This window comes from Stenotrophomonas sp. NPDC077659, assembly GCF_050268705.1.
GTDB lineage: Bacteria > Pseudomonadota > Gammaproteobacteria > Xanthomonadales > Xanthomonadaceae > Stenotrophomonas.
Genome location: NZ_JBNNHG010000062.1, coordinates 1 through 21,152 on the forward strand (window position 1 = coordinate 1; position 21,152 = coordinate 21,152).

General features: G+C 68.0%; 21 protein-coding genes and 1 pseudogene. 11 read left to right on the forward strand and 11 right to left on the reverse strand.

All coding sequences use genetic code 11. The annotated features are described in order from the left end of the window. On the forward strand, positions 1-471 hold a 471-nt coding region (locus tag ACQKDV_RS10760), incomplete at its 5' end, for an asparaginase domain-containing protein (protein WP_427783739.1). A 64-nt stretch (positions 472-535) separates the two neighbouring features. On the opposite strand, the gene ACQKDV_RS10765 is transcribed toward ACQKDV_RS10760, so the two are convergent. The 3 genes from ACQKDV_RS10765 to sufT form a co-directional block, all read right to left on the reverse strand. Then, positions 536-2,287 (reverse strand): S8 family peptidase, encoded by a 1,752-nt coding sequence (locus ACQKDV_RS10765; RefSeq protein WP_427783740.1) that lies wholly within the window; start codon positions 2,285-2,287, stop codon positions 536-538. A gap of 455 nt (positions 2,288-2,742) precedes the next feature. Then, entirely contained in the window at positions 2,743-3,837 is a 1,095-nt protein-coding gene (locus ACQKDV_RS10770; RefSeq protein ID WP_313439861.1) for a branched-chain amino acid aminotransferase, read from the reverse strand. A 59-nt stretch (positions 3,838-3,896) separates the two neighbouring features. Beyond that, the gene (sufT, locus tag ACQKDV_RS10775) at positions 3,897-4,448 is read right to left on the reverse strand and encodes a putative Fe-S cluster assembly protein SufT (RefSeq protein WP_427783741.1); all 552 of its coding nucleotides are present in this window, start codon (positions 4,446-4,448) and stop codon (positions 3,897-3,899) included. Between the two features lie 122 nt (positions 4,449-4,570). Between sufT and ACQKDV_RS10780 the strand changes: the two genes are divergently transcribed. Next, entirely contained in the window at positions 4,571-4,990 is a 420-nt protein-coding gene (locus ACQKDV_RS10780; protein WP_427783742.1) for a hypothetical protein, read from the forward strand. 188 nt (positions 4,991-5,178) lie between these two features. Here ACQKDV_RS10780 and ACQKDV_RS10785 read toward each other — a convergent pair whose 3' ends face one another. Together ACQKDV_RS10785 and ACQKDV_RS10790 are read right to left on the reverse strand one after the other, a co-directional pair. Beyond that, positions 5,179-6,639 carry an NAD(P)(+) transhydrogenase (Re/Si-specific) subunit beta gene (locus ACQKDV_RS10785; RefSeq protein ID WP_427783743.1) on the reverse strand — a complete coding sequence of 487 codons (1,461 nt, stop codon included), beginning with the start codon at positions 6,637-6,639 and terminating at the stop codon, positions 5,179-5,181. After that, complete coding sequence (locus ACQKDV_RS10790) at positions 6,636-6,956, reverse strand: NAD(P) transhydrogenase subunit alpha (protein WP_427783744.1); 321 nt, start codon at positions 6,954-6,956, stop codon at positions 6,636-6,638. Before ACQKDV_RS10790 ends, ACQKDV_RS10785 begins: the two co-directional genes overlap by 4 nt. A gap of 98 nt (positions 6,957-7,054) precedes the next feature. Between ACQKDV_RS10790 and ACQKDV_RS10795 the strand changes: the two genes are divergently transcribed. Genes ACQKDV_RS10795 through ACQKDV_RS10805 form a run of 3 tightly spaced genes read left to right on the forward strand, consistent with a single transcriptional unit; the run spans position 7,055 to position 8,438 of the window. Continuing rightward, positions 7,055-7,639, forward strand: coding sequence for an RNA polymerase sigma factor (locus tag ACQKDV_RS10795; protein WP_427783757.1), 585 nt, complete (start codon positions 7,055-7,057; stop codon positions 7,637-7,639). After that, complete coding sequence (locus tag ACQKDV_RS10800) at positions 7,636-7,962, forward strand: hypothetical protein (protein WP_427783745.1); 327 nt, start codon at positions 7,636-7,638, stop codon at positions 7,960-7,962. Before ACQKDV_RS10795 ends, ACQKDV_RS10800 begins: the two co-directional genes overlap by 4 nt. 20 nt (positions 7,963-7,982) lie before the next feature. Further along, the gene (locus tag ACQKDV_RS10805; RefSeq protein WP_427783758.1) at positions 7,983-8,438 is read left to right on the forward strand and encodes a DUF3106 domain-containing protein; all 456 of its coding nucleotides are present in this window, start codon (positions 7,983-7,985) and stop codon (positions 8,436-8,438) included. A 75-nt stretch (positions 8,439-8,513) separates the two neighbouring features. Here the strand turns inward: ACQKDV_RS10805 and ACQKDV_RS10810 are convergent, their stop codons facing one another. Together ACQKDV_RS10810 and ACQKDV_RS10815 are read right to left on the reverse strand one after the other, a co-directional pair. Next, entirely contained in the window at positions 8,514-9,593 is a 1,080-nt protein-coding gene (locus ACQKDV_RS10810; protein ID WP_427783746.1) for an NAD(P) transhydrogenase subunit alpha, read from the reverse strand. Between the two features lie 52 nt (positions 9,594-9,645). Continuing rightward, a complete protein-coding gene (locus tag ACQKDV_RS10815; RefSeq protein ID WP_427783747.1) occupies positions 9,646-11,988 on the reverse strand; it encodes a DUF1631 domain-containing protein in 2,343 nt (780 codons plus the stop codon). A 331-nt stretch (positions 11,989-12,319) separates the two neighbouring features. On the opposite strand from ACQKDV_RS10815, the gene ACQKDV_RS10820 reads away from it, so the two are divergent. From ACQKDV_RS10820 to ACQKDV_RS10835, 4 genes are read left to right on the forward strand one after another with little or no spacing between them, the layout of a single operon-like run. Further along, positions 12,320-12,898 carry a nitroreductase family protein gene (locus ACQKDV_RS10820; RefSeq protein ID WP_427783748.1) on the forward strand — a complete coding sequence of 193 codons (579 nt, stop codon included), beginning with the start codon at positions 12,320-12,322 and terminating at the stop codon, positions 12,896-12,898. Beyond that, positions 12,895-13,839, forward strand: coding sequence for a 5'-3' exonuclease (locus tag ACQKDV_RS10825; protein WP_427783749.1), 945 nt, complete (start codon positions 12,895-12,897; stop codon positions 13,837-13,839). Before ACQKDV_RS10820 ends, ACQKDV_RS10825 begins: the two co-directional genes overlap by 4 nt. After that, positions 13,836-14,390, forward strand: coding sequence for an NUDIX hydrolase (locus ACQKDV_RS10830; RefSeq protein ID WP_427783750.1), 555 nt, complete (start codon positions 13,836-13,838; stop codon positions 14,388-14,390). Before ACQKDV_RS10825 ends, ACQKDV_RS10830 begins: the two co-directional genes overlap by 4 nt. Next, complete coding sequence (locus tag ACQKDV_RS10835) at positions 14,383-15,180, forward strand: N-formylglutamate amidohydrolase (RefSeq protein WP_427783751.1); 798 nt, start codon at positions 14,383-14,385, stop codon at positions 15,178-15,180. Before ACQKDV_RS10830 ends, ACQKDV_RS10835 begins: the two co-directional genes overlap by 8 nt. 78 nt (positions 15,181-15,258) lie before the next feature. On the opposite strand, the gene ACQKDV_RS10840 is transcribed toward ACQKDV_RS10835, so the two are convergent. Next, positions 15,259-15,930, reverse strand: coding sequence for a DUF7716 domain-containing protein (locus tag ACQKDV_RS10840; RefSeq protein WP_427783752.1), 672 nt, complete (start codon positions 15,928-15,930; stop codon positions 15,259-15,261). Beyond that, entirely contained in the window at positions 15,927-17,339 is a 1,413-nt protein-coding gene (locus ACQKDV_RS10845) for an MFS transporter (protein ID WP_427783753.1), read from the reverse strand. The genes ACQKDV_RS10840 and ACQKDV_RS10845 overlap by 4 nt, the downstream gene beginning before the upstream one ends. A 91-nt stretch (positions 17,340-17,430) precedes the next feature. Between ACQKDV_RS10845 and ACQKDV_RS10850 the strand changes: the two genes are divergently transcribed. After that, positions 17,431-18,330, forward strand: coding sequence for a LysR family transcriptional regulator (locus ACQKDV_RS10850; protein WP_427783754.1), 900 nt, complete (start codon positions 17,431-17,433; stop codon positions 18,328-18,330). 160 nt (positions 18,331-18,490) lie between these two features. On the opposite strand, the gene pip is transcribed toward ACQKDV_RS10850, so the two are convergent. Together pip and prmC are read right to left on the reverse strand one after the other, a co-directional pair. Continuing rightward, positions 18,491-19,432, reverse strand: coding sequence for a prolyl aminopeptidase (gene pip, locus ACQKDV_RS10855; protein WP_427783755.1), 942 nt, complete (start codon positions 19,430-19,432; stop codon positions 18,491-18,493). Positions 19,433-19,480: 48 nt separating this feature from the next. Next, the gene (gene prmC / locus ACQKDV_RS10860) at positions 19,481-20,338 is read right to left on the reverse strand and encodes a peptide chain release factor N(5)-glutamine methyltransferase (RefSeq protein ID WP_427783756.1); all 858 of its coding nucleotides are present in this window, start codon (positions 20,336-20,338) and stop codon (positions 19,481-19,483) included. A 321-nt stretch (positions 20,339-20,659) separates the two neighbouring features. Here prmC and ACQKDV_RS10865 point away from each other — a divergent pair. Beyond that, positions 20,660-21,103, forward strand: a pseudogene (locus ACQKDV_RS10865) (redoxin domain-containing protein); the annotation flags it as partial. Between the last annotated feature and the right edge of the window lie 49 nt (positions 21,104-21,152).

Below are 21,152 nucleotides of genomic sequence, written 5' to 3' on the forward strand. Positions count from 1 at the left end.
GTCGTCACCACCGGTGGCACGATCGACAAGATCTACTTCGACGACAAGTCGGACTACCAGATCGGTGATCCGCAGATCGGCATGATCCTGCGCGAGCTGGGGGTGACCTTCCGCTTCAATGTGATCCCGATCCTGCGCAAGGATTCGCTGCACATCAACGATGACGACCGCGAGCTGATCCGCGCGACCATCGCCGCGCAGGCGACCCGGCACGTGCTGGTGACCCATGGCACCGACTCGATGGTGCAGACCGGCCAGGTGCTGGCGACGATTCCGGACAAGACCATCGTGATGACCGGCGCGCTGAGCCCGGCGCGCTTCCGCGGTTCGGATGCGGAGTTCAACATCGGCTGCGCGATCGGTGCGGTGCAGTCGCTGCCGACCGGCGTGTACATCGCCATGAACGGCCGCATCTTCGACCCGCAGCATGTGCGCAAGAACGTGGCGGCGAACCGCTTCGAACCGGTTTAAGTCCCGCCCCGGAAAAAACGCCCCGGCCGAAGCCGGGGCGTGCCCTTGGAGAGGGGACGTGGGCTCAGTACTGGGCGTTGAGGGTCACGCCCGAGAAGGTGCTGTACCCCTTCACCCGGACATGCCAGGTGCCTGCCGCAGGGCTGTTGATGGTGCAGGTTTCGTTGTTGCCGCTCAGGTACGGGCGGCAGGTGTAGCTGGTGTCGGTCGGGGCACTGCCCTGGCGGACGTAGAGGTCGGCATCACCGGAGCCGCCACTGATCGCCACGCGCAGCTGCGAACGGCCGGCCGGCACCTGCACCGTGTAGCTGAGCGAGGCACCGCTGGCAGCGCCCAGGCCGGTCACCGGCACGTTGTTCTGCAGCACGGTGCCACCCGGATTCGGGTTGGTGCCGCCGCCGGTGCCGTTCTTGGCGGCAGTGACCGCCGCATTGGCATCGACGATGCCCGCGCCGCAGCCGCCCGAGCAGGCGCCCGGCAGTGCGCGTGCCGTGCTCTTGAGGATGCTTTCCACCTGCGCCGGACTCAGCGGCGAGGGGGCCACCGACTGCATCAGCGCCACCACGCCGGCCACGTGCGGGGCCGCCATCGAGGTGCCGTTGTAGGAGGCGTACGTGGCGCTGGCCGGAACCGTGGTACCGGTGTTGAGCGTGGAGAGGATGCTCTGGCCCGGGGCCGACACATCGATGCCGGTACCGTAGTTGGAGAAGCTGGCCTTGGCGCCGGCCGAGGTGGTCGCAGCGACGGCCACGACATTCGCGCAGTTGGCCGGGACCGAGGTGGAGACATTGGCCGACTCGTTGCCGGCGGCGACCACCACGGTGGTACCGCGACCGACGGCGCCGTTGATGGCGTTCTGGTAGGTGGTTGAACAGGTGCCGCTGCCGCCCAGCGACATGTTGATGACTTCCGCCGGATTCGGATTGGCCGGCACGCCGCTGACCGAGCCGCCCGACGCCCAGGTGATGGCATCGACGATATCGGAGGTGTAGCCACCGCACTTGCCGAGCACGCGCACCGGCACGACCTTGGCGTTGTAGGCGGTACCGGCCACGCCGGTGCTGTTGTTGGTCACCGCGGCGATGGTGCCGGCCACGTGGGTGCCGTGCCAGCTGGAGTTGGACGCCGGGTAGCCAGCGCCGCATTCGTTGGCGGCGTACCAGTCGCCTTCATCGTTGGGGTTGTTGTCGCGGCCGCCCCCATCGCGCGCCATCGAGGCATCGCTGATGAAGTCATAGCCGGGCAGGATGTTGGCGTTCAGATCCGGGTGGCTGGTGATGCCGGTATCGATGACCGCCACGACCACACCGGTGCCGGTGGACTGGTCCCACGCAGGGCGCACGTTGATCGACGCGTTGGACGTGCCGAAGCCCCACTGTTCACTCAGGCGCGGATCGTTGGGCACCAGGTTGGCGCGCATGATCTGGTCGACTTCCACGTACTCGACATTGGGATCGGCCGCGAGCTTGCGCATCAGCAGTTCGGATTCGGCCTGGTCCAGTGCACGGTCGGAGCGGACCACGCTCGGGCCGGTTGCCAGGCGGCGGACCTGCTGCAGGCCGAGGGCGCGGCCCTGAGTGCTGGAGAGACCCGCAGCGGCCGTCTTCAGCGACGAGGCCAGCACGGTGGTGTTGGCCACGGCCTGGCTGCCGTCCTTGTACTTGACGATGAACTGCTGGTGCAGCGGCGCGGACTTCAACCCGCTGAGCTGGACATCGCCAGCAAAGGCCGGAGCGGCCAGCAGCAGGGAGGTGACGACGGATGCACTGAGAACCACCCACGACTTGCGCAGACGCAGTTGCGAAACCTGGGACATCGGAATTTCCCTTTCTAGTGGTGTGAATGCCGGAATCGGCAGAAGCACCGGCCCGAGCGCGCGGTGGATGTGTGCACGCATTGCTCGAGGTCCGGTCAGTCAGCGGATTCCCCTGCGATCCGCCGTGCTGTTGACGCTAATGGCCCGAAACGGACTTCACAAGATTTTCAGCGTCCTTTCAGCGACATGAAATGTCCGTTCTGAGACGTGGCGTGTGCAGGGTTTGTGAAGGTGAAGGCAATTTCACTTCGCCTGCACAGACATGAACAGGACTTTTCTTGTCCTGGCTTGTCTTTGCCGACATCGGCAGCTTTAACGTCGGGAACCGACACGGTGGCATCGGGCCGTGCCCGGCGGCAGGCGGCTACAACGCAGAAAGCCCGTCACGAGGACGGGCTTTCCGGGAGAGCAGAGCAGCCGAGCGTGGGCTCGGCTCTACAGTCCAGAGCGGGCGATCAGCCCAGCTTGACCAGCCAGTTGTGGCGGTCCGGCAGGCGGCCGTACTGGATGTCGGTCAGTTCCTTGCGCAGCGACATCGTCACTTCGCCGGCCGGGGCGTTGATGTCACCCACCGAGAAGCCCTCGCCCTTGAGCTGGCCGATCGGGGTGACCACCGCCGCCGTACCGCAGGCGAACACCTCGGCGATGTCACCGGAGGCGACGCCGTTCTTCCATTCGTCGATGGTGACCTTGCGCTCTTCCACCTTCATGCCGCGGTCGCGGGCCAGCTGCAGGATGCTCTCGCGGGTGATGCCCTCGAGGATGCTGCCGGACAGTTCCGGGGTGACCAGGGTGCCATCCTTGTAGACCAGGAAGACATTCATGCCGCCCAGTTCTTCCAGGTACTTGCCTTCGACCGGGTCCAGGAACAGCACCTGCGAGCAGCCCTGTGCCTGGGCCTTCTGCTGCGGCAGCAGCGAAGCGGCATAGTTGCCACCGCACTTGGCCGCGCCGGTGCCGCCCTTGGCGGCACGCGCGTATTCGGTGGACAGCCAGATCGACACCGGGGCGACGCCCTTGGCGAAGTACGGGCCGGCCGGGCTGGCGATGACGTAGTAGCCGGCCTTGTGCGCGCCGCGCACGCCGAGGAAGGCTTCGTCGCCGATCATGAACGGGCGGAAGTACAGGCTGGACTCATCGGCCGACGGCACCCAGGCGCTGTCCAGGGCGATCAGCTGCTTGAGCGATTCGACGAAGATCTCCACCGGCAGTTCCGGCAGCGCCAGGCGCTGTGCCGAACGCTGCAGGCGGCGGCCGTTGGCGTCGGGGCGGAAGGTCCAGATCGAGCCGTCGGCATGGCGATAGGCCTTGATGCCTTCGAAGATTTCCTGGCCGTAATGCAGCACGGCCGCGGCCGGGTCCAGCTGCAGCGGGCCGTAGGCACGCACGTTGGCGTTGTGCCAGCCGGCATCCTTGTCCCAGCGCACTTCCACCATGTGATCGGTGAAGTGCAGGCCGAAGCCGGGCTTCTCCAGGATCTGGGCGCGCTCTTCAGCGCTGCGCGGGTGGTCCGAACGGGTGACGGCGAAGCTGGGAATGGACTGGGACACCGGAGGATTCCTGTTCTGGTTGCGGGTAGTGCCGGGCCCGCCGTGCAGCGGGCCGTGGGTCAAAGCATGCCGGTTTCGAGCCGGGCGGCCTCGGACATCATGTGCTGGTTCCACGGCGGGTCGAACACCAGTTCGACATCGGCCTGGGCCACGGTCGGGACCATCTCGAGCTTGCTGCGGACGTCGTCGACCAGGATGTCACCCATGCCGCAGGCGGGCGCGGTCAGGGTCATTTTCACGTCGATCTCGCGCTGGCCCTCGTCCAGGTGCTTGATCTCGACTTCGTAGACCAGGCCCAGTTCGACGATGTTCACCGGAATTTCCGGGTCGAAGCAGGTACGCAGCTGCTGCCACACCAGCTGTTCCACCTGCTCATCGGTGGCATCGGCCGGCAGCTCCAGCGGTGCCGGGGCCTCCTTGCCAATGGCGTCGCCGTCCTTGCCGGCGATGCGGAACAGGTTGCCTTCGACAAACACCGAATAGCTGCCGCCCAGTGCCTGGGTGATGTAGCCATAGCTGCCGGCAGGCAGGGTGACGGTGTCGCCCTGCGGGACCATCACGGCCTCGCAATCGCGCTCGAAGTGGACAGGTTCGCTGCTACGGGAATACATGGGGACCGATATGGGGCCGCGGCCGAAGCCACGCAAGACGGCATTCTAGCCCAGCCGCCCTGCCCCCGCCGGTGCACTGCGGCAAACCACAGTATCCTGTGGGCGTCCTTCAGGAAGCTTCGATGTCCTCCAATGCCGCGCGTGCCAGGACCGTCACCTGGCTTTGGCCCTTCATGTTGCTGCTGGGCCTGGTTGTCGCTCCCATGCTCTGGGTGCTGTTGGCACTGATGACCGGCCGCCAGGTCGGCTGGATGGCGGTGCTGACCGCTCTGGAACTGACCTTCATGCTGCGGCTGGGCACGCTGGGCCCGGGCCGCCTGCGCGTGGCGCTGGTGGTACTGGGCACCCTGCTGGTCTCGCTGGCCGCCTACTGGTGCATCGCCAGCGCCTGGATGGGCGGCTCGATCGGCCTGAGCCCGGTGGACGCCGCCCTGCGGATGGGCCCGCACCTGGCCTGGACCCTCACCAACCTGGCCAATGGCGCGATGGAGTGGATCTGGCTGGCCGTGGCCGTGGTCGTGGGCGCCTGGCTGGCGCGTTGATCACGTGGCGGTAGCGCCGGCCCATGCCCGGCAAGCGCAGCGGCCCACGCAGCCATCCGCCGGGCATGGCCCGGCGCTACCGGGAATGCGTGGATGCGGGGGCAGCGCCCGGTCCTCCGGGTAGATCCACGCCATGCGTGGATGTGGGGTCAGAGCCCTTTCCTGCGGAAAGGGATCCGACCCGGCTTTCAATGCCCGCCGTCCAGCGCCTTCAGTTCGCTCACCAGCGACGCGGCGGCTTCGGCACCGTCGCCGTACAGCATGCGGGTGTTGTCGGCGTAGAACAGCGCGTTTTCGATGCCGGCAAAGCCGGTACCCTTGCCACGCTTGATCACCACCACATTGCGGGCGTTGACCACATCCAGCACCGGCATGCCGTAGATCGGGCTGGCCGGGTCGGTGCGCGCCACCGGGTTGACCACGTCGTTGGCACCGATCACCAGCACCACGTCGGTGTTGGCGAATTCGGGATTGATGTCGTCCATGTCGGCGATCAGGTCGTAGGGCACGCCCGCTTCGGCCAGCAGCACGTTCATGTGCCCGGGCATGCGCCCGGCCACCGGGTGGATGGCGAACTTCACCTTGACTCCGCGCTGGCCCAGCCGCTGCGCCAGTTCCCAGATCTTGTGCTGGGCCTGGGCCACGGCCATGCCGTAGCCCGGCACGATCACCACGCGTTCGGCAAAGGCCATCATCGCCGCCACGTCTGCCGCTTCGATGGGCTTCTGCGAGCCGGTGATCGCCTGCGCCTCACCGCCGGCACCGCCGCCGAAGTTGGAGAACAGCACGTTGCTGATCGGCCGGTTCATCGCCTTGGCCATCAACCGGGTCAGCAGAATGCCGGCTGCACCGACCATCATGCCGGCGATGATCAGTGCCTCATTGCCCAGCACGTAGCCCTCGAACGAAACCGCCAGGCCGGTGAACGCGTTGTACAGCGAGATCACCACCGGCATGTCGGCACCGCCGATGGGCAGGGTCATCAGTACGCCCAGCGCCAGCGCCAGCACGAAGAAGGCGACGATGGACCAGGTGCTGAGGGTGCTGGCGGCGATGATCGCCAGCACCACCACGGCCAGCGCCACCAGCAGGTTAAGCACCTGCTGGCCGGGCCAGGTGACGCGCTTGTCCAGCCGCCCATCAAGCTTGGCCCAGGCAATGACCGAACCAGACAGCGATACCGCGCCGATGGCCGCGCCGACCACTGCCAGCAGCAGCATGGTGGCCGAGGGCTGGCGCGCGGCCAAATCGGCCAGCGCCTGTGCGCTCCAGTGGCTGGTATCGCGGTTGGCCAGGAAGGCATAACGCAGCAGTTCCACCGCGCCAATGGCCGCAGCCGAGCCACCGCCCATGCCGTTGTAGAGCGCCACCATCTGCGGCATGTCGGTGATGGCGACCTTGCCGGCCGACCACCAGGCCAGGCCGGCACCCAGCAGCAGTGCCACCAGGATGAGCGGAACGTTGTGCAGTTCGGGCAGGAAGAAGGTGGCCACAGTGGCCAGCAGCATGCCCAGCCCGGCCCAGCGGATGCCGCTGCGCGCGGTCAGCGGCGAGGCCATGCGCTGCAGGCCCAGCAGGAACAGGGTGGCGGCGACCAGGTAGCTGGCCTTCACCAGCCAGTCGAGCAGTTCGACGGTGCTGACGTTCACGCCTGCGGCTCCTGCGGTGCGTCCTTGCCCGCCTTCGGCGCGCTCGGCTTGAACATGTCCAGCATGCGCGCGGTGACCACGTAGCCACCGGCGGCATTGCCGGCACCGAGCACCACGGCCAGGAAGCCCAGCGCCTTCTCCAACGGTGTCTGCGCATGGCCCAGCACCACCATGGCGCCGATCAGCACGATGCCGTGGATGAAGTTGGAACCCGACATCAGCGGGGTATGCAGGATGACCGGCACCCGCGAAATGATCACGTGGCCGGCGATGGCCGCCAGCATGAAGATGTACAGCGCTACGAACCCGTCACTCATCAGCAACGCCTCCCGCTCTGTCTTTGTCGGCCCATCATAACCACGGGCTGAACCCGGCGCGCGTGCCTGTCAACCGAACGCGCGCTCACGCGTTGTCGATGGTGACCCCGAGCGAGGAACCGTACCCTGTGCTGGTGAGCAGCCCTGTCCCCCCGACCGCCGATGCCGACGCCCTGCCGGCGTCGCTGGAAGCGTTCCTGGCCAGCGTCGGCCCGCGCGCCTTCCGCTTCGCCGAGGCTGGCCTGCGCCAGCGCGAGGATGCGCTGGATGCGGTGCAGGACGCCCTGCTGCGCATGCTGGACTACGCCGACAAGCCCGCCGCCGAATGGGCTCCATTGTTCTGGAGCATCCTGCGCCGGCGGGTGATCGACCTGCAGCGCCGACGCCGCTTCCGTCTGCCGTTCTGGCGCGACAACCACGATGCCGACGGTGCCGACATCGACTGGGCCGACCCCGGCCCGGACCCGGCACAGGCGCATGAGCAGCGCCAGCAGTACCAGCAGCTGGTACAGGCGCTGCGCACCCTGCCCGCCCGCCAGCGCGAAGCCTTCACCCTGCGCGTGCTGCAGGACCTGGACGGGGCCACCACCGCCCGCGCCATGGGGTGCAGCGAAGGCGCGGTAAAAACCCATCTGGCACGCGCCCGGCAGGCGCTGCAGGATTACCTGGAGAATCACCCGTGAACCGCTCCCTGCCTTCCGATGCCGCCCTGCGCAGCCTGCACGCGCAGTCACTGCAGTCGCTGTCGCCGGCCACGCTGATGCGGCTGCGCCAGGCCCGTCAGGGTGCCCAGGCCGCGCACCGCGGCCGCTGGCGCTGGTGGCTGGCCAGTGCCTGTTCGCTGGTGATGGTGCTTGGCCTTGGCGTGCAGTTCACTGGCCTGGGTACGCATTCCGGCCCGGCCCCGGCACCGACGGTGGCCGCGCTGGAAGACAACAGCGCGCTGTACGACGAGAATCCTGATATGTACCTGTGGCTGGGCGACACCGACCTGGCGATGGAGTGAGAACCGTGCGACGTCCAACCCTGCCCCTGCTGATCGCCCTGCCCCTGCTGATCGCCCTGACCCTGCTGCCGGCCGCGCCGCTGCTGGCACAGGCGGCGGTGCCCGCCCCCACCCCAGCCACGAACGCCGCGTTGCCGAACTGGGAACAGCTGACGCCGAGCCAGCGCGAAGCGCTGCTGGCCCCCCTGCGTGACCGCTGGAACGGCGCCGATGCCGGCCAGCGCCAGCGCATGCTTTCGCATGGCCAGCGCTGGCAGTCGATGAGTCCGGAAGAGCGCGACAAGGCCCGCCGCGGGCTGCGCCGCTTCGAGCATATGAGCCCGGAACAGCGTGAGCAGGCCCGCGCGCTGTTCGGGCAGATGCGCACGCTCAGCCCGGCCCAGCGTGATGCGCTGCGCGAGCGCTGGGCGGACATGACCCCGGAACAGCGCAAACAATGGGTGCGCGACAACCCGCCGCCGGCGAAGCCGCGGTAAATGGTAGCGCCGGGCCGTGCCCGGCGAGCGCAGCGGCACGCGGCAAATCCGCCGGGCATTGCCGGCGCTACCGGATCACGCCTGCCAGCGCGTCTTTGCCAGCAGTTCGTCTTCCCAGTCGAAGCTGAGCTGGCCCTCGCGCACGAACAGGGCCACGAAGTTCAGCAGGTTGCGCGCGTACATCTCGCTGGCCTGGGTGGCACCGCGGCTGGCCAGGTTCAGCGGCCCCTCGATGGTCACGCCCTGGTGGTCGATGCACTGGCCCGGCTGGGTCAGCGCACAGTTGCCGCCACTCTCGGCGGCCAGGTCGACGATCACGCTGCCCACGGCCATGCCTTCGACCATCGCCGCCGTGACGATCGTCGGCGCGGGCCGCCCCGGCACCGCCGCCGTGCAGATCACCACGTCCACGCCGCGCAGGTGGTCGGCCAGGCGGCGCTGCTGCTCGGCGCGTTCTTCGTCGGTCAGCGCGCGCGCATAGCCGCCCTCGCCCGCCGCGCTCACGCCCAGATCAAGGAAGCGCGCGCCCAGCGACTGGATCTGCTCGCGGGTTTCCGGCCGCACATCGAAGCCTTCCACCTGGGCCCCCAGCCGGCGCACGGTGGCGATGGCCTGCAGGCCGGCCACGCCTGCACCGATGACCAGCACCTTGGCCGGGCGCACGGTCCCAGCGGCGGTGGTCAGCATCGGGAAGAAGCGTGGCGCGCGCTCGGCGGCGATCAGCGCGGCCTTGTAGCCGGCCATGCCGGCCTGCGAGCTCAGTACGTCCATGGCCTGCGCACGCGTGGTACGCGGCAATTGCTGCAGCGGGAACAGCAACAGGCGGTCATCGCCGGCCAGTGCGGCCAGCGACGGATCACTGGCCGGGCTGAGCAGGCCGACCACGCTGGCACCCGGCGTGAGCCGGGCCAACACGGCTGCCGGTGGTGCCTGTACGCACAGCAGGAGGTCGATCTCGTTCCAGCGGCCGGCGTCGAAGGCCCGCGCTCCGGCGGCGTCGTAGGCGGCATCCGGGAAACCAGCGGCCAGGCCGGCACCGGCTTCATACCAGACGGTGATGCCCAGCGCCCCGAGCTTGCGCGCCGTTTCCGGCGTCAGTGCCACGCGCCGTTCGCCCGGCGCAGTCTCCTTCATCCCCAGCAACGCCACGGCCATGCAGGTCCCCGCTGATCGGTGAGTGTTCCCGATCCTAGCAGGCGGCCACGCCTCAGTGCAGGGTGGCGCTGCTTGGGTCCAGGCGATCGATCACGCCCTGCATGGCGCTGTCGAAGGCACCATCGTCGACGTGGGCACGCAGGCGGCCCAGCCGCACCATCACCGCCAGCTCTTCCGGCGAGGCCACGCAGAAGCGCACGCCGCGACGGTTGACGAACAGCAGGCGCGAGGAGATCGGGCTGACCCAGGACAGCTTGCCGGCCTGCACCTTGCCGTCCTTGTCGACGAAGTCCAGCCAGTTGCCGATTTCCATGCGGCGGAAGCGATCAGCGTCGGCGTTGTCGAAATCATCGGTATCGACCTGGCCGCCCAGTTCCACGGCGCTTGCTTCGGGCACCGGTGCGGCCGGCAGCGCCACCTGCGGCAGTTCCGGCAGCGCGCGCTGCAGTTCCGGCCGCGATTCGGCAATGCCCTGCAGGGTGCCGTGCAGCGCATCGATGGCGGCCGAGGCGGCATCACCGTGCACGCCGACACTGGCAAACACCTTGGCCAGCGCTGGCTGCCAAGCCTGAAGCCAGGGCTTGCCGACGATCTGCCGGCGCGCCTCGGCCACTTCGTCCAGCAGGCCATCGCCCAGGCTCAGGGCCTCGGCCACTGACGCGCCCTCTTCGCCCTCGCGCAGCAGCGCCAGGGTCAGGTGATGCTGCCAGGGCTGGCGCAGGAACTCGGCGATGGCCGGCGGCAGGGTGGCATCGCCGATGCGGCGATCCAGCTCGGTGCCGGCGCGGCTGCGGGCCATTTCCAGCTTTTCCTGGCCGCGCTGCGTTTCGGCGGCACGGCGCTCGGCGATTTCCACCCGGCGGCGATGCTGCACGAGGAAATCGCGGAATTCTTCTTCCAGGGTCAGGAAGATCGCCAGGTTCTCGTTGAACTCGGCGACCAGGCGCTCGATGATCTCCTCGACCTTGGCCATCAGCATGCGCTCGGCCTGGCTTTCACCCGTATTGCCTTCGCAGGCCTCGGCCAGCGAATTGAGCAGCTTGCGGGCCGGGTGGGTCTTCTGCACGAACATGCGGCGGTCGAGCATGGCGACCTTGACGAAGGGCACCACCAGGCGGCCGATCAGCTCGCGCGAGCGGCCTTCCAGTTCGCGCTCGTCCAGCATCACATCGAACAGCATGCCGACCAGATCGATCGCATCCTCGTCCTGCGGGTCCAGCCGGGTCTGGCCCGGGTCGACGCCCAGCCGGGTGGCGCTGGACAGCACTTCACTCTTCAGCCGCTGCGCCAGCGATTCACCGTCTTCACCAATGGCTGCACGCAGGGTCGCGCTGGGCGTGGCCTGCAGCAGCGACAGCACCGACATCATCTCGCGCTGGCTCAGCGGGCGATGCTGGCCCACCGCCACCTGCGCGGCCGTGGTGGCGTCTTCGCGGACGTGCCGTGTCTGCTGCAGCAGTTCGTGCAGCGCCTCCAGCAGCATGCCCTGCTGGCCCGCATAGGCTTCGCCGGGGCCGCCGGGCGCGCCACCGGGAATGCCTTCTTCGCCGGACAAATGCTGCTGCATGTGGCCGCGACGCTCGGACCAGCGCGCGGCAAAGCGCTGCGCCCAGGCCGGTGCAGCCCGCTCCTCGTCGCTGAAATCAGTCTCGAAGCCCGATCCTGCACGCTGCTCGACCAGATCATCCAGACCATGCGGAACATGCGAGGCCGGGGCGGTCGCCAGCGGTCGCCGCGAGGCGCCCATCTGCGGCATCACGCCGGCCGCAGCCAGCTGCTCGTCCAGCTTCTCGTAGATGCGCCCCACCGGTGCGCGCATGTCGCGCTCGCACAGCTTGATCAGCACCAGATGGACTTCGGGTGCCAGTTCGCAGCTGGCGAAGGCGTGGTGGATGGCCACGCCCAGGTGCTCGGGGCTGACCGGGTCGAGGTCGGCATCGAGCTCGATGCCACCGGCCAGCCAGCCCAGGCGGCGGTCCAGGCGGCCCAGCACCGGCTTGAAATCGCGCAGCAGCACGGTGGCGAAGTTGCGCACCGCCAGCCGTGATTCCAGCACGTGCTCGGGAATCAGGCTCAGGCCTTCCTCGGCCGGCCCGGACAGCGTGGCGTCGGCGGACAGCGGCACCCCAGCGGCCATGGCCGCCCAGGCTTGATCGAGGTGGGCGGCGAACGCCGCCGCGATCTCGTCCCGGCGCCGGCGCAGCTCGCGCATGGCATCCAGGAACAGCAGCTGCGACGAGCCGGCATTGCCGGCGCGGTCGAACAGGGCGTCGTCAAACCGCGCCAGTGCCGCGCCAAACGCCTGGCACAATGCGGGCAGGACGGCGTCCCGCGCTAGCTGGAGCTGGGCCGGGTCACGACCCGGCGATCCCATCGGAGTGGGCGCGCTCATCATTCGGGAAGGCTCCCCACCTTCACTGGTACGGCAGACATCGTGGACATCGCGACGGCCGGTACACCCCATGTACCGGTCCGTCGATGGTAGGCCGGCCAGCCTGTCACGGACAGTGAAACAGTCCTCACTTCAAACCTCACGACCGGCGGCCCGGCAAGATGGGTATCCTAAGCCGTGCGGGGCCCGCGAGGCGAGTGGAAGCGCGCGCCGGATACCCGGCAGTGGCATGACGTTCATCACAGTTTGTTATTGAAAGGGCAAACACGACGCAGACAGCGCCATCAACCGCCCCGACTATAATCTTCAGCCCGTGATGACCGGTTCAGACGCCATGCCTGCCCCCGCTGCCCTGCTCGCCCTCGATGCCCGCCGTTCGGTGCCCTCGCGGCAGCTGGGCGAGCCCGGCCCGGACCCGGCTACCCTGCTGCGCATGCTGCAGTCAGCCGTACGCGTGCCCGACCACGGCAAACGCGTACCGTTCCGCTTCCTGAAGATCGCCGGCGATGCGCGTCACACTCTGGGCGACTTCCTGGTAGAGCGCAGCCGCCAGCGCGATCCGCAGGCCGGGGACGCGGTCCTGGAGAAGGACCGCCAGCGTTTCAGCCACGCGCCGCTGGTGATCGTGGTGGTGGCCAGCCCGCGCCCGGACCCGAAGGTGCCCGGGCAGGAACAGCTGATGACCGCCGGTTGCGTCTGTTTCGCCCTGCTGCAGGCGGCCCAGGCGCTGGGCTTCGGCGCGCAGTGGCTGACCGCGTGGATGGCCTTCGATCCGGCAGTGCATGCCCACCTTGGCCTGGCCGAGGGCGAAGGCATCGCCGGCTTCATCCACATCGGCACGCCGAAGGCCGAGGTACCTGAACGCGAGCGCCCCGATGCCGCGGCCCTGCTGCAGGACTGGACCGGCCAGTGAGCGCGGTGATTCCCGTGGCGATTCCGCCGCCGCTGTACCTGGTCGACGCCAGCATCTACGTCTTCCGCGCCTGGCATTCGCTGCCGGATGAATTCCAGGACAGCCAGGGCTGGCCGACCAACGCCGTGCACGGGTTCGCCCGCTTCCTGCTGGACCTGCTTGAGCGCGAGCGCCCGCAGCACATCGCCATCGCCTTCGACGAGGCGCTGGACAGTGGCTTCCGCCATCGCCTGTACCCGGCCTACAAGGCCAACCGCGACCCGGCCCCGGAAGCACTGAAGCGCCAGTTCGTGCACTGCAAGGCCCTGTGCGCGTCGCTGGGCCTGGTGGTGCTGGCGCACCATGACTATGAGGCCGACGACCTGATCGGCAGTGCCCTGCACCAGCACCGCCGCAGCCATCGCGGCGTGATCATTTCCGCCGACAAGGACCTGTCGCAGCTGCTGCTGGACCACGACGAACAGTGGGATTACGCGCGCAACCAGCGCTGGGACGTGGCCGGGGTGAAGGCGCGGCACGGCGTGCACGCCCACCAGATCGCCGATTACCTGGCGCTGTGCGGCGATGCGGTGGACAACATCCCCGGGGTGAGCGGCGTGGGCGCCAAATCGGCAGCGGTGCTGCTGGCCCATTTCGGCAGCCTCGATGTGTTGTACGAACGCCTGGATGAAGTGCCCTTCCTGCGCCTGCGCGGTGCTGCACAGATGGCCGTGCGCCTGCGCGAACAGCGTGAGCATGCGCAGCTGTGGCGGCAGTTGACCACCATTGCGCTGGATGCACCGCTGGCAGGCTGCCAGGCCGGCCTGCTGCGCCAGGCGGCCGACCCCGAACTGCTCGGTGGCCTGTGCCAGGTGCTGCGCTTCGGCCCGATGACCCGCCGGCGGCTGTTCAGCGCTGCCGGCCTGCCCGACCCTTCCCCCATTTCCAGCGAGCCCGCATGAGCCAGAGAAACACCGAAGCCCCACGCGTTGTCTATGAAGGCAAGTACCAGCGCATGGTGGTGCGTGGCACCTGGGAGTACAGCGAACGCACCCACGCCGGCGGTCTGGCCGCGATCATCATCGCCGTCACCCCCGAGGACAGGGTCCTGTTCGTCGAACAGTTCCGCGTGCCGCTGCAGTCGGCCACCATCGAGATGCCGGCCGGCCTGGTCGGCGACATCACGGCGGGCGAGTCGATCGAGGCATCGGCCGTGCGCGAACTGGAAGAGGAAACCGGCTGGACCGCCGAGCACGCCGAAGTGCTGATGATCGGACCGACGTCTTCCGGCGCCAGCAGCGAGCAGATCGCCTTCGTGCGCGCCACCGGCCTGCGCCGCATCGGCGAAGGCGGCGGCGATGACAGCGAAGACATCACTGTGCATGAGATTCCGCGAGCACAGGCTGCCGCCTGGCTGGTGCAGAAGATGGGCGAAGGCTACGCGCTGGACGCCAAGCTCTGGGCCGGCCTGTGGATGATCGAGCACCACCTGGATGGACGCCCGCGTGGCTGACGCCGGCCTGCATGCAGTGCCGGCCCTGCTTGGTGCCGACGATCCGGCCATCTGCACCATCCACCGCGCGCAGGGGGCTTCTCCCTACATGCTGCTGGCCGACCATGCCGGCCAGCAGGTGCCGCACGCACTGGCCGGTCTGGGCCTGCCGCAGGCCGAACTGGACCGCCACATCGGCTGGGACATCGGCATAGCCGGCACCACCCGCGCCCTGGCCGGGCTGCTGGATGCCTGGGCCATCGAGCAGACCTATTCGCGGCTGCTGATCGACTGCAACCGGCCGCTGGCCTCGCCCACGCTGATTCCGGAGGTGAGCGACCATACGGTGGTGCCAGGCAATGCCCGGCTTTCGGCGGCGCAGCGGCAGCAGCGCATCGATGCCATCCATGTGCCCTACCATGCGCGCATCGATGCGGAACTGGACGCGCGCCGCGATGGCGGCCGCCCCACCCTGCTGGTGATGATGCACAGCTTCACCCCGGCGATGAACGGCACGCCGCGGCCGTGGCACGCCGGCGTGCTGTACCACCAGGACACCCGCTTCGCCCAGGCGCTGCTGCAGGCGCTGCGCGATGAGGGCGATCTGGTGGTGGGCGACAACGAACCGTATTCGGTCAGCAGCACCAGCGACTACGCGGTGCCGGTGCATGGCGAAGGCCGTGGCCTGGTGCATGTGGAACTGGAGATCCGCCAGGACCTGATTGCCGATGTGGCCGGGCAGCAGGCCTGGGCGGAACGGTTGGCGCGGATTTTCAGCGCGTTGCAGCCGGGGTTGCTGGCGGCGGGGTGACCGAAGCCCGGTAGCGTCGGGCCACGCCCGGCGAGCCGCATCGCGGCGCAACGGAATGCCGCCGGGCATGGCCCGGCGCTACCGCAGGGTAGGCGCGTCCATCCAAGGGAACGCCTTGAAGCCCTGCACCTGCACGGTCGCGCCGATGGCTTCGAATTCATCCTTGATGGCCTGCGCGCGGTTGCGGTCCAGGGCTTGCCCCAGCAGCAGGGGCAACGCACGGCAGCGTGCCAGCGCTTCACCCACCGGCACCTCGTGCAGGTGGGCCACACGCTGTGCGGTCGCCTTCAACTGATCGTCCGCGCAGGCCAGCAGCTGTAGATCGAACGAAGCAAAGATGCCTGCGCCAACACCGGCATCACGCGCTGCCGCCTGATCTGCAGCGGTCGCCTCACCCAGCGCCTCGTCGATGCCTTCGACCTCCTGGAACGCGTCGTACTCGTGGTAATGCACCAGCGCCTGCGCGTACTCGGCCAGGCTGGACAGGGGACGCTGCCGCTTCTGCACCTCGAGCACGTCGGCGAAGGTCGCCGGTTCGAGGTAGGTAGACAGTCCCAGCGCGCGCGCATCGGCCGGCACCTCACTGTCATCGTCGAAGGCGGTTTCCTCGTCGGGTGGCAACCAGAAGCGCGCCTGCAGCAGGTCACCGTCGGTGGCATGCACCCAGCCGAAGGACTGGTACACCGCATGGTCGTCGTTGCAGGCAGCGAACGCGTGCAGGGTCTGTTGCAGGTCCAGCAGTTCGATCATGCGTTGTTGGCCTGGCCATCGAGGGAACCGCAGGCTACCGGTGCCGGGCGCAGGCCCAACGCGATGACCACACCGAACAACGCGAACAGCGCGGCACCGTACTCGGCACGCACCAGCCCGGCCAAGGCTGTGGGCGAGCCTGGCGTGTCTGCGCCGGCATTGGCCACCACCACCAGCACCGCCAGCCCAAGCGCACCGCCGATCTGCTGCGCGGTCGCGGCCATGCCAGATGCGACACCCTGCTGCGCCGCCGGCACGCCCTGCCCGGCCACGATCCACATCGCGGTCCAGGTCATGCCCTGGCCGATGCTCAGTACCACCACCCCCGGCAGCAGCGGCCAGAAGTTCGAACCCTGCGGCAAAGTGGCCGCCACCCAGGCGATGCCGACGGCACCGGCCAGTTGACCGAGCACCAGCACCTTGCGCGCACTCCAGCGTTTCAACGCCCACTCGGCCAACTGGATGCCAAGCGTGCACACCGCCGTGGCCGGCAGGAACGCCAAGCCGGCCTGCAGCGGGCTCCAGCCATAGCCATCCTGGAAATACAGCGCCATGAAGTAGTACTGCACGCCGTAGCTGCTCATGAACGCGAAGGTCAGGCCCAGCGCCGCGCGCAGGCCCGGCAGGCGCAGCAGCGCGAACTGCATGAGCGGGTCGCGGCTGCGCTGTTCGATCTGCACGAATGCCACCAGCAGCAGCGCCGACAGCAGCAGGCAGCCCAGCGTGGCCGGCGCGGTCCAGCCCCACTCCGGGCCCTGCACCAGCGTGGTCACCAGCAGGCTGCCGCCGAGGGTGACGGTGATGCAGCCGGCCAGATCGAACGAACGTCCCTGCGCACGCGGGCCATCGGCCGGCAGCCACGCACCGGCGGTCACGGCGCAGGCGGTGGCCAACGGCACGATCACCGCCAGCACTGCCGGCCAACCGAAGGCCTGGGTCAACACGCCACCCAGCAACGTGCCCAAGGCCAGGCCGACCGCGCTGGCCATGCTCCAGATGGCCAACGCGCGGTTGCGTACGGGGCCTTCGGCATACAGCGTGTTGATCAGTGCCAGCGTGGCCGGGAACAGCAGTGCGGCACCGATGCCCTGCGCGGCGCGCGCGATGATCAGCAGCGCGGCGTTCGGTGCCAGCGCACCCAGCAGCGACGCCAGCGCGAACAGCAGCATGCCCAGCCGGTAGAAGCGGCGGCGCCCGATCAGATCGGCGGCGCGCCCGCCCAGCAGCAGGCTGCCACCGAAGGCCACGGTGTAGGCGCTGACCACCCACTGCAGCTGCTGCGCATTGATCTGCAGCGCACGGCCCATGTCATGCAGGGCCACAAAGATGATGGTCGCGTCCAGGGCGATGATCAGCTGGGCGGTGGCCAGCAGGGTCAACGCCCAGCGGGGGTACTTGAGAGGGGGCATCGGCAACGGTGGATCGGTGGGGGAACGCAGTCTCATTGATGCGGCATCATCAATAAACCCCCGCCCGACCATATCTGTCATGATTTTCGGCATGAATGGATCCTCGTTGGACCTCAATGCCGTGCGGATGCTGGTGCAGGTGGCCGAAGCGCGCAGCTTCACCGTCGCGGCCGGGCAGCTGGGCCTGAGCCAGTCCGGGCTGTCGCGCGCGATCGGCCGGTTGGAGGCCACGCTGGGGGTGAAGTTGCTGCAGCGGAACACCCGCAACGTGGCGCTGACTCCGGATGGGCGCCAGTTTGTCGACCAGGTGGCGCCGCTGCTGTGCGGTTTTGAAGATGCCGAGCGCCAGCTCGCCGACCGCCCCTGCACGCCGTCAGGCACGCTGAAGATCAGTGCGCCGTCGATGTTCGGGCGCAAGGTGCTGGTGCCGCTGCTGGGGCCGCTGCTGCAACGGCATCCCGAACTGCAGGTAGAGGCCGTGCTGAGCGACCGCCTGGTGGATCTGGTCGAAGAAGGGTTCGATGCGGCGCTGCGTACCGGCGTCATCGCCGACCAGCGCATCGTTGCACGACCATTGCGGCCGCTGCGCTGGGTGACCGTGGCCAGCCCGGCCTATCTGTCCCGCTGTGGCACGCCGACGGACATCGCCGCGCTGCAGGATCACGCCTGCCTGGCGGTACGCAACCTGCGCAGCGGGCGGTTGGTCGACTGGCAGTTCCTGCAGGAGGGCGAACTGCGCGATGTTACCCCGCCGACGCGGATGGTGTTCGACAGCGGTGACCCGCTGGTGGAAGCGGCCATCGCCGGCATCGGCATCGTGCAGGTGATGGATTTTGCCGTGGCCGATGCGTTGGCCGATGGCCGCCTGCAGCGCGTGCTGCAGCCGGTTGAAGGCCGCAGCCGCGAACTTTCGCTGATCTACCCGCCCTCGCGGCAGCATTCGCCGAAGCTGCAGGTGCTGGCCGACGCGTTGCTGGCCGGGCACTGGTAGATCCACGCCATGCGTGGATGATTCAAGGCAGGAGCAGCCAGGCGTGGCCTGGCTCTACTGATCAGTGCACCGAACCCGGTATGGAGCAGAGCCCCCTTGTTGTTCAAGGTGGCGCGCCGACAGGCGCGGGGATAAGGTGGAATGCGTGGATAGTTTTGCCTCAGGCAAAACTATCGGTGGCGCGCACCAGCGCGTCCACGTTCTCCGCTTCGAATGCGGAATGGCCCGAGGCCGGGGTGATCTCGAGCTTGGCCTTCGGCCAGACCTTGGTCAGGTCCCAGGCGTTGGCCAGCGGGCAGACCACGTCGTAGCGGCCGTGCACGATCACGCCGGGAATGTCAGTGATGCGGTGCGCGTCGCGCAGCAGCTGGTCTTCCACCTCGAAGAAGCCGCCGTTGACGAAGTAGTGGTTCTCGATGCGGGCGAAGGCCAGCGCGAAATGCGGGTCTTCGTGGCTGTTGATGAAGTCGTCATCGACATGCAGGAAGCTGGTCGCGCCTTCCCATACCGCCCACGCCTTGGCCGCTTCCAGCCGCGTGGTTTCGTCCTCGCTGGTCAGGCGGCGATGGAAGGCCGAAATCAGGTCGTGGCGCTCCACGACCGGAATCGGCTCAAGGTAATGCTCCCACGCATCCGGGAACAGGCGGTTGGCACCTTCCTGGTAGAACCATTCCAGCTCCCAGCGGCGCAGCATGAAGATGCCGCGCAGGACCAGTTCGGTCACGCGCTGCGGATGGGTTTCGGCGTAAGCCAGGGCCAGGGTCGAGCCCCAGCTGCCACCGAACACCTGCCAGCGATCGACCTTGAGATGCTCGCGCAGCTTCTCGATGTCGGCGACGAGGTCCCAGGTGGTGTTGTCCACCAGGTCCGCATGCGGGGTGGAACGGCCGGCGCCACGCTGGTCGAACAGGATGATGCGGTACTTCGACGGGTCGTGGAACTGGCGCATCTTGTCGCTGCAGCCGCCGCCCGGACCGCCATGCAGCATCACCACCGGCTTGCCGTCCGGGTTGCCGCACTGTTCGAAATACAGCGTGTGGCGGTCGTCGACCTTCAGGGTGCCGATGTCGTAGGGGGTGATGGCGGGATACAGCGTACGCATGCTTGCAGCTCCAGGGTGATGCCCTGCCAAGGCAGGAGAACCACCATTCTAGGCCGGGCGCTGGCCCAGAGTGATGCGGTCACGCTGCTCCAGGTCCTGCGCGGTCTGCACCTGTGCAAAACCAGCCGCTTCGAACAGCGCACGGATCGCCTCGCCCTGGTCCCAGCCGTGCTCGATCAGCAGCCAGCCACCGGGCAGCAGGTGCAGCTGGCCGTCGGCAATGATGCGGCGGATGTCATCCAGCCCATCGGCGCCCGAAGCCAGCGCGGTGGCCGGCTCGAAGCGCAGGTCGCCCTGCTGCAGGTGCGGGTCATCGCTGGCGATGTAAGGCGGGTTGCTGGCAATCAGGTCGAAGCGCTGGCCCTGCAGCGGCGCATACCAGTCGTGGCCGCCTTCGGCGAAGCGCACGTTGCGCAGTTCATGACGGGCGGCATTGCGCGCTGCCACGGCCAGCGCACCCGGGCTGGCATCGGTGGCCAGCACCTGCGCCTGCGGCCGCTCGCTGGCCAGCGCCAGCGCGATCGCACCACTGCCGGTGCCGAGATCGGCCACCTGCAGGTCGCAGTCCGGCGGCAGGCGCTCCAGCGCCAGTTCCACCAGCAGTTCGGTTTCCGGGCGCGGTATGAGGGTGGAGGGGGCCACCTCCAGGTCCAGGGTCCAGAAGCCGCGACGGCCAGTCAGGTAGGCGACCGGCTCGCCAGCCACGCGGCGGGCCAGCAGTGTCTCGAACGCGGCCAGATCGGTGGCCGACAGCGGATCGGTGGCGTGGGCGAACAGCCAGCTGCGCGGGCGGTCCAGCACGTGCAGCAGCAGCAGTTCGGCCTCGTGGCGGGCGTCGATGCCGACGAGGCGGGCACTGGCGTCGGCTACGGCCTGGCGCAGGGAGGGTTCTGTTTTGGAGGACATGCCTCAATTGTAGGGCCGGGCCCATGCTCGGCTGTTTTGAAGGCAGCCGAGCGTGGGCTCGGCTCTACAAAAGCCGTGATTCGTTCAGGTTCGGCGGGGCGGCATAAGGAGGGGCTATCGGCCCATCTTCATGCTCCGCCATGGTTTCCCTTGTCATACGACTACTTGCAGGCTGGCAACGCTTGATTCACGGCAGGCTCATTGCACTTCAATAGACTCCATCTATCAAACAGATGAAATCAATGCATTGTTCTTATTACCAATGAATCGGTAACCTAGCCCCTGTCGATTCACCCACTCCCCTTCACCAGAGGAAAAACGATGTCCCTCATCAACACCCAGATCCAGTCGTTCGAAGCCAACGCCTACCACAACGGCGAGTTCATCAAGGTTTCCGATGCCAGCCTGAAGGGCCAGTGGTCCGTCCTGATCTTCATGCCGGCCGCCTTCACCTTCAACTGCCCGACCGAGATTGAAGACGCCGCCGAGCACTACGCCGAGTTCAAGAAGGCCGGTGCCGAGGTCTACATCGTCACCACCGACACCCACTTCTCGCACAAGGTGTGGCACGAAACCTCGCCGGCTGTCGGCAAGGCCCAGTTCCCGCTGGTCGGCGACCCGACCCACAAGCTGACCCGCGCCTTCGGCGTGCACATTGAAGAAGAAGGCCTGGCCCTGCGCGGCACCTTCATCATCAACCCGGAAGGCGTGATCAAGACCCTGGAGATCCACTCCAACGAGATCGCCCGTGACGTCTCCGCGACCAGGGTCGGCAGGCCGATGCCCAGGTTCACATAGGCACCGTCGGTCAGTT

Coding starts and splice junctions, on each gene's coding strand:
- prmC (WP_427783756.1), bottom strand. CDS start 20,338: ATGTCCTCCAAAACAGAACCCTCCCTGCGCCAGGCCGTAGCCGACGCC.
- ACQKDV_RS10845 (WP_427783753.1), bottom strand. CDS start 17,339: ATGCCCCCTCTCAAGTACCCCCGCTGGGCGTTGACCCTGCTGGCCACC.
- ACQKDV_RS10780 (WP_427783742.1), top strand. CDS start 4,571: ATGTCCTCCAATGCCGCGCGTGCCAGGACCGTCACCTGGCTTTGGCCC.
- ACQKDV_RS10810 (WP_427783746.1), bottom strand. CDS start 9,593: ATGGCCGTGGCGTTGCTGGGGATGAAGGAGACTGCGCCGGGCGAACGG.
- sufT (WP_427783741.1), bottom strand. CDS start 4,448: ATGTATTCCCGTAGCAGCGAACCTGTCCACTTCGAGCGCGATTGCGAG.
- ACQKDV_RS10820 (WP_427783748.1), top strand. CDS start 12,320: ATGCCTGCCCCCGCTGCCCTGCTCGCCCTCGATGCCCGCCGTTCGGTG.
- pip (WP_427783755.1), bottom strand. CDS start 19,432: ATGCGTACGCTGTATCCCGCCATCACCCCCTACGACATCGGCACCCTG.
- ACQKDV_RS10765 (WP_427783740.1), bottom strand. CDS start 2,287: ATGTCCCAGGTTTCGCAACTGCGTCTGCGCAAGTCGTGGGTGGTTCTC.
- ACQKDV_RS10815 (WP_427783747.1), bottom strand. CDS start 11,988: ATGATGAGCGCGCCCACTCCGATGGGATCGCCGGGTCGTGACCCGGCC.
- ACQKDV_RS10795 (WP_427783757.1), top strand. CDS start 7,055: ATGGTGACCCCGAGCGAGGAACCGTACCCTGTGCTGGTGAGCAGCCCT.
- ACQKDV_RS10840 (WP_427783752.1), bottom strand. CDS start 15,930: ATGATCGAACTGCTGGACCTGCAACAGACCCTGCACGCGTTCGCTGCC.
- ACQKDV_RS10850 (WP_427783754.1), top strand. CDS start 17,431: ATGAATGGATCCTCGTTGGACCTCAATGCCGTGCGGATGCTGGTGCAG.
- ACQKDV_RS10790 (WP_427783744.1), bottom strand. CDS start 6,956: ATGAGTGACGGGTTCGTAGCGCTGTACATCTTCATGCTGGCGGCCATC.
- ACQKDV_RS10830 (WP_427783750.1), top strand. CDS start 13,836: ATGAGCCAGAGAAACACCGAAGCCCCACGCGTTGTCTATGAAGGCAAG.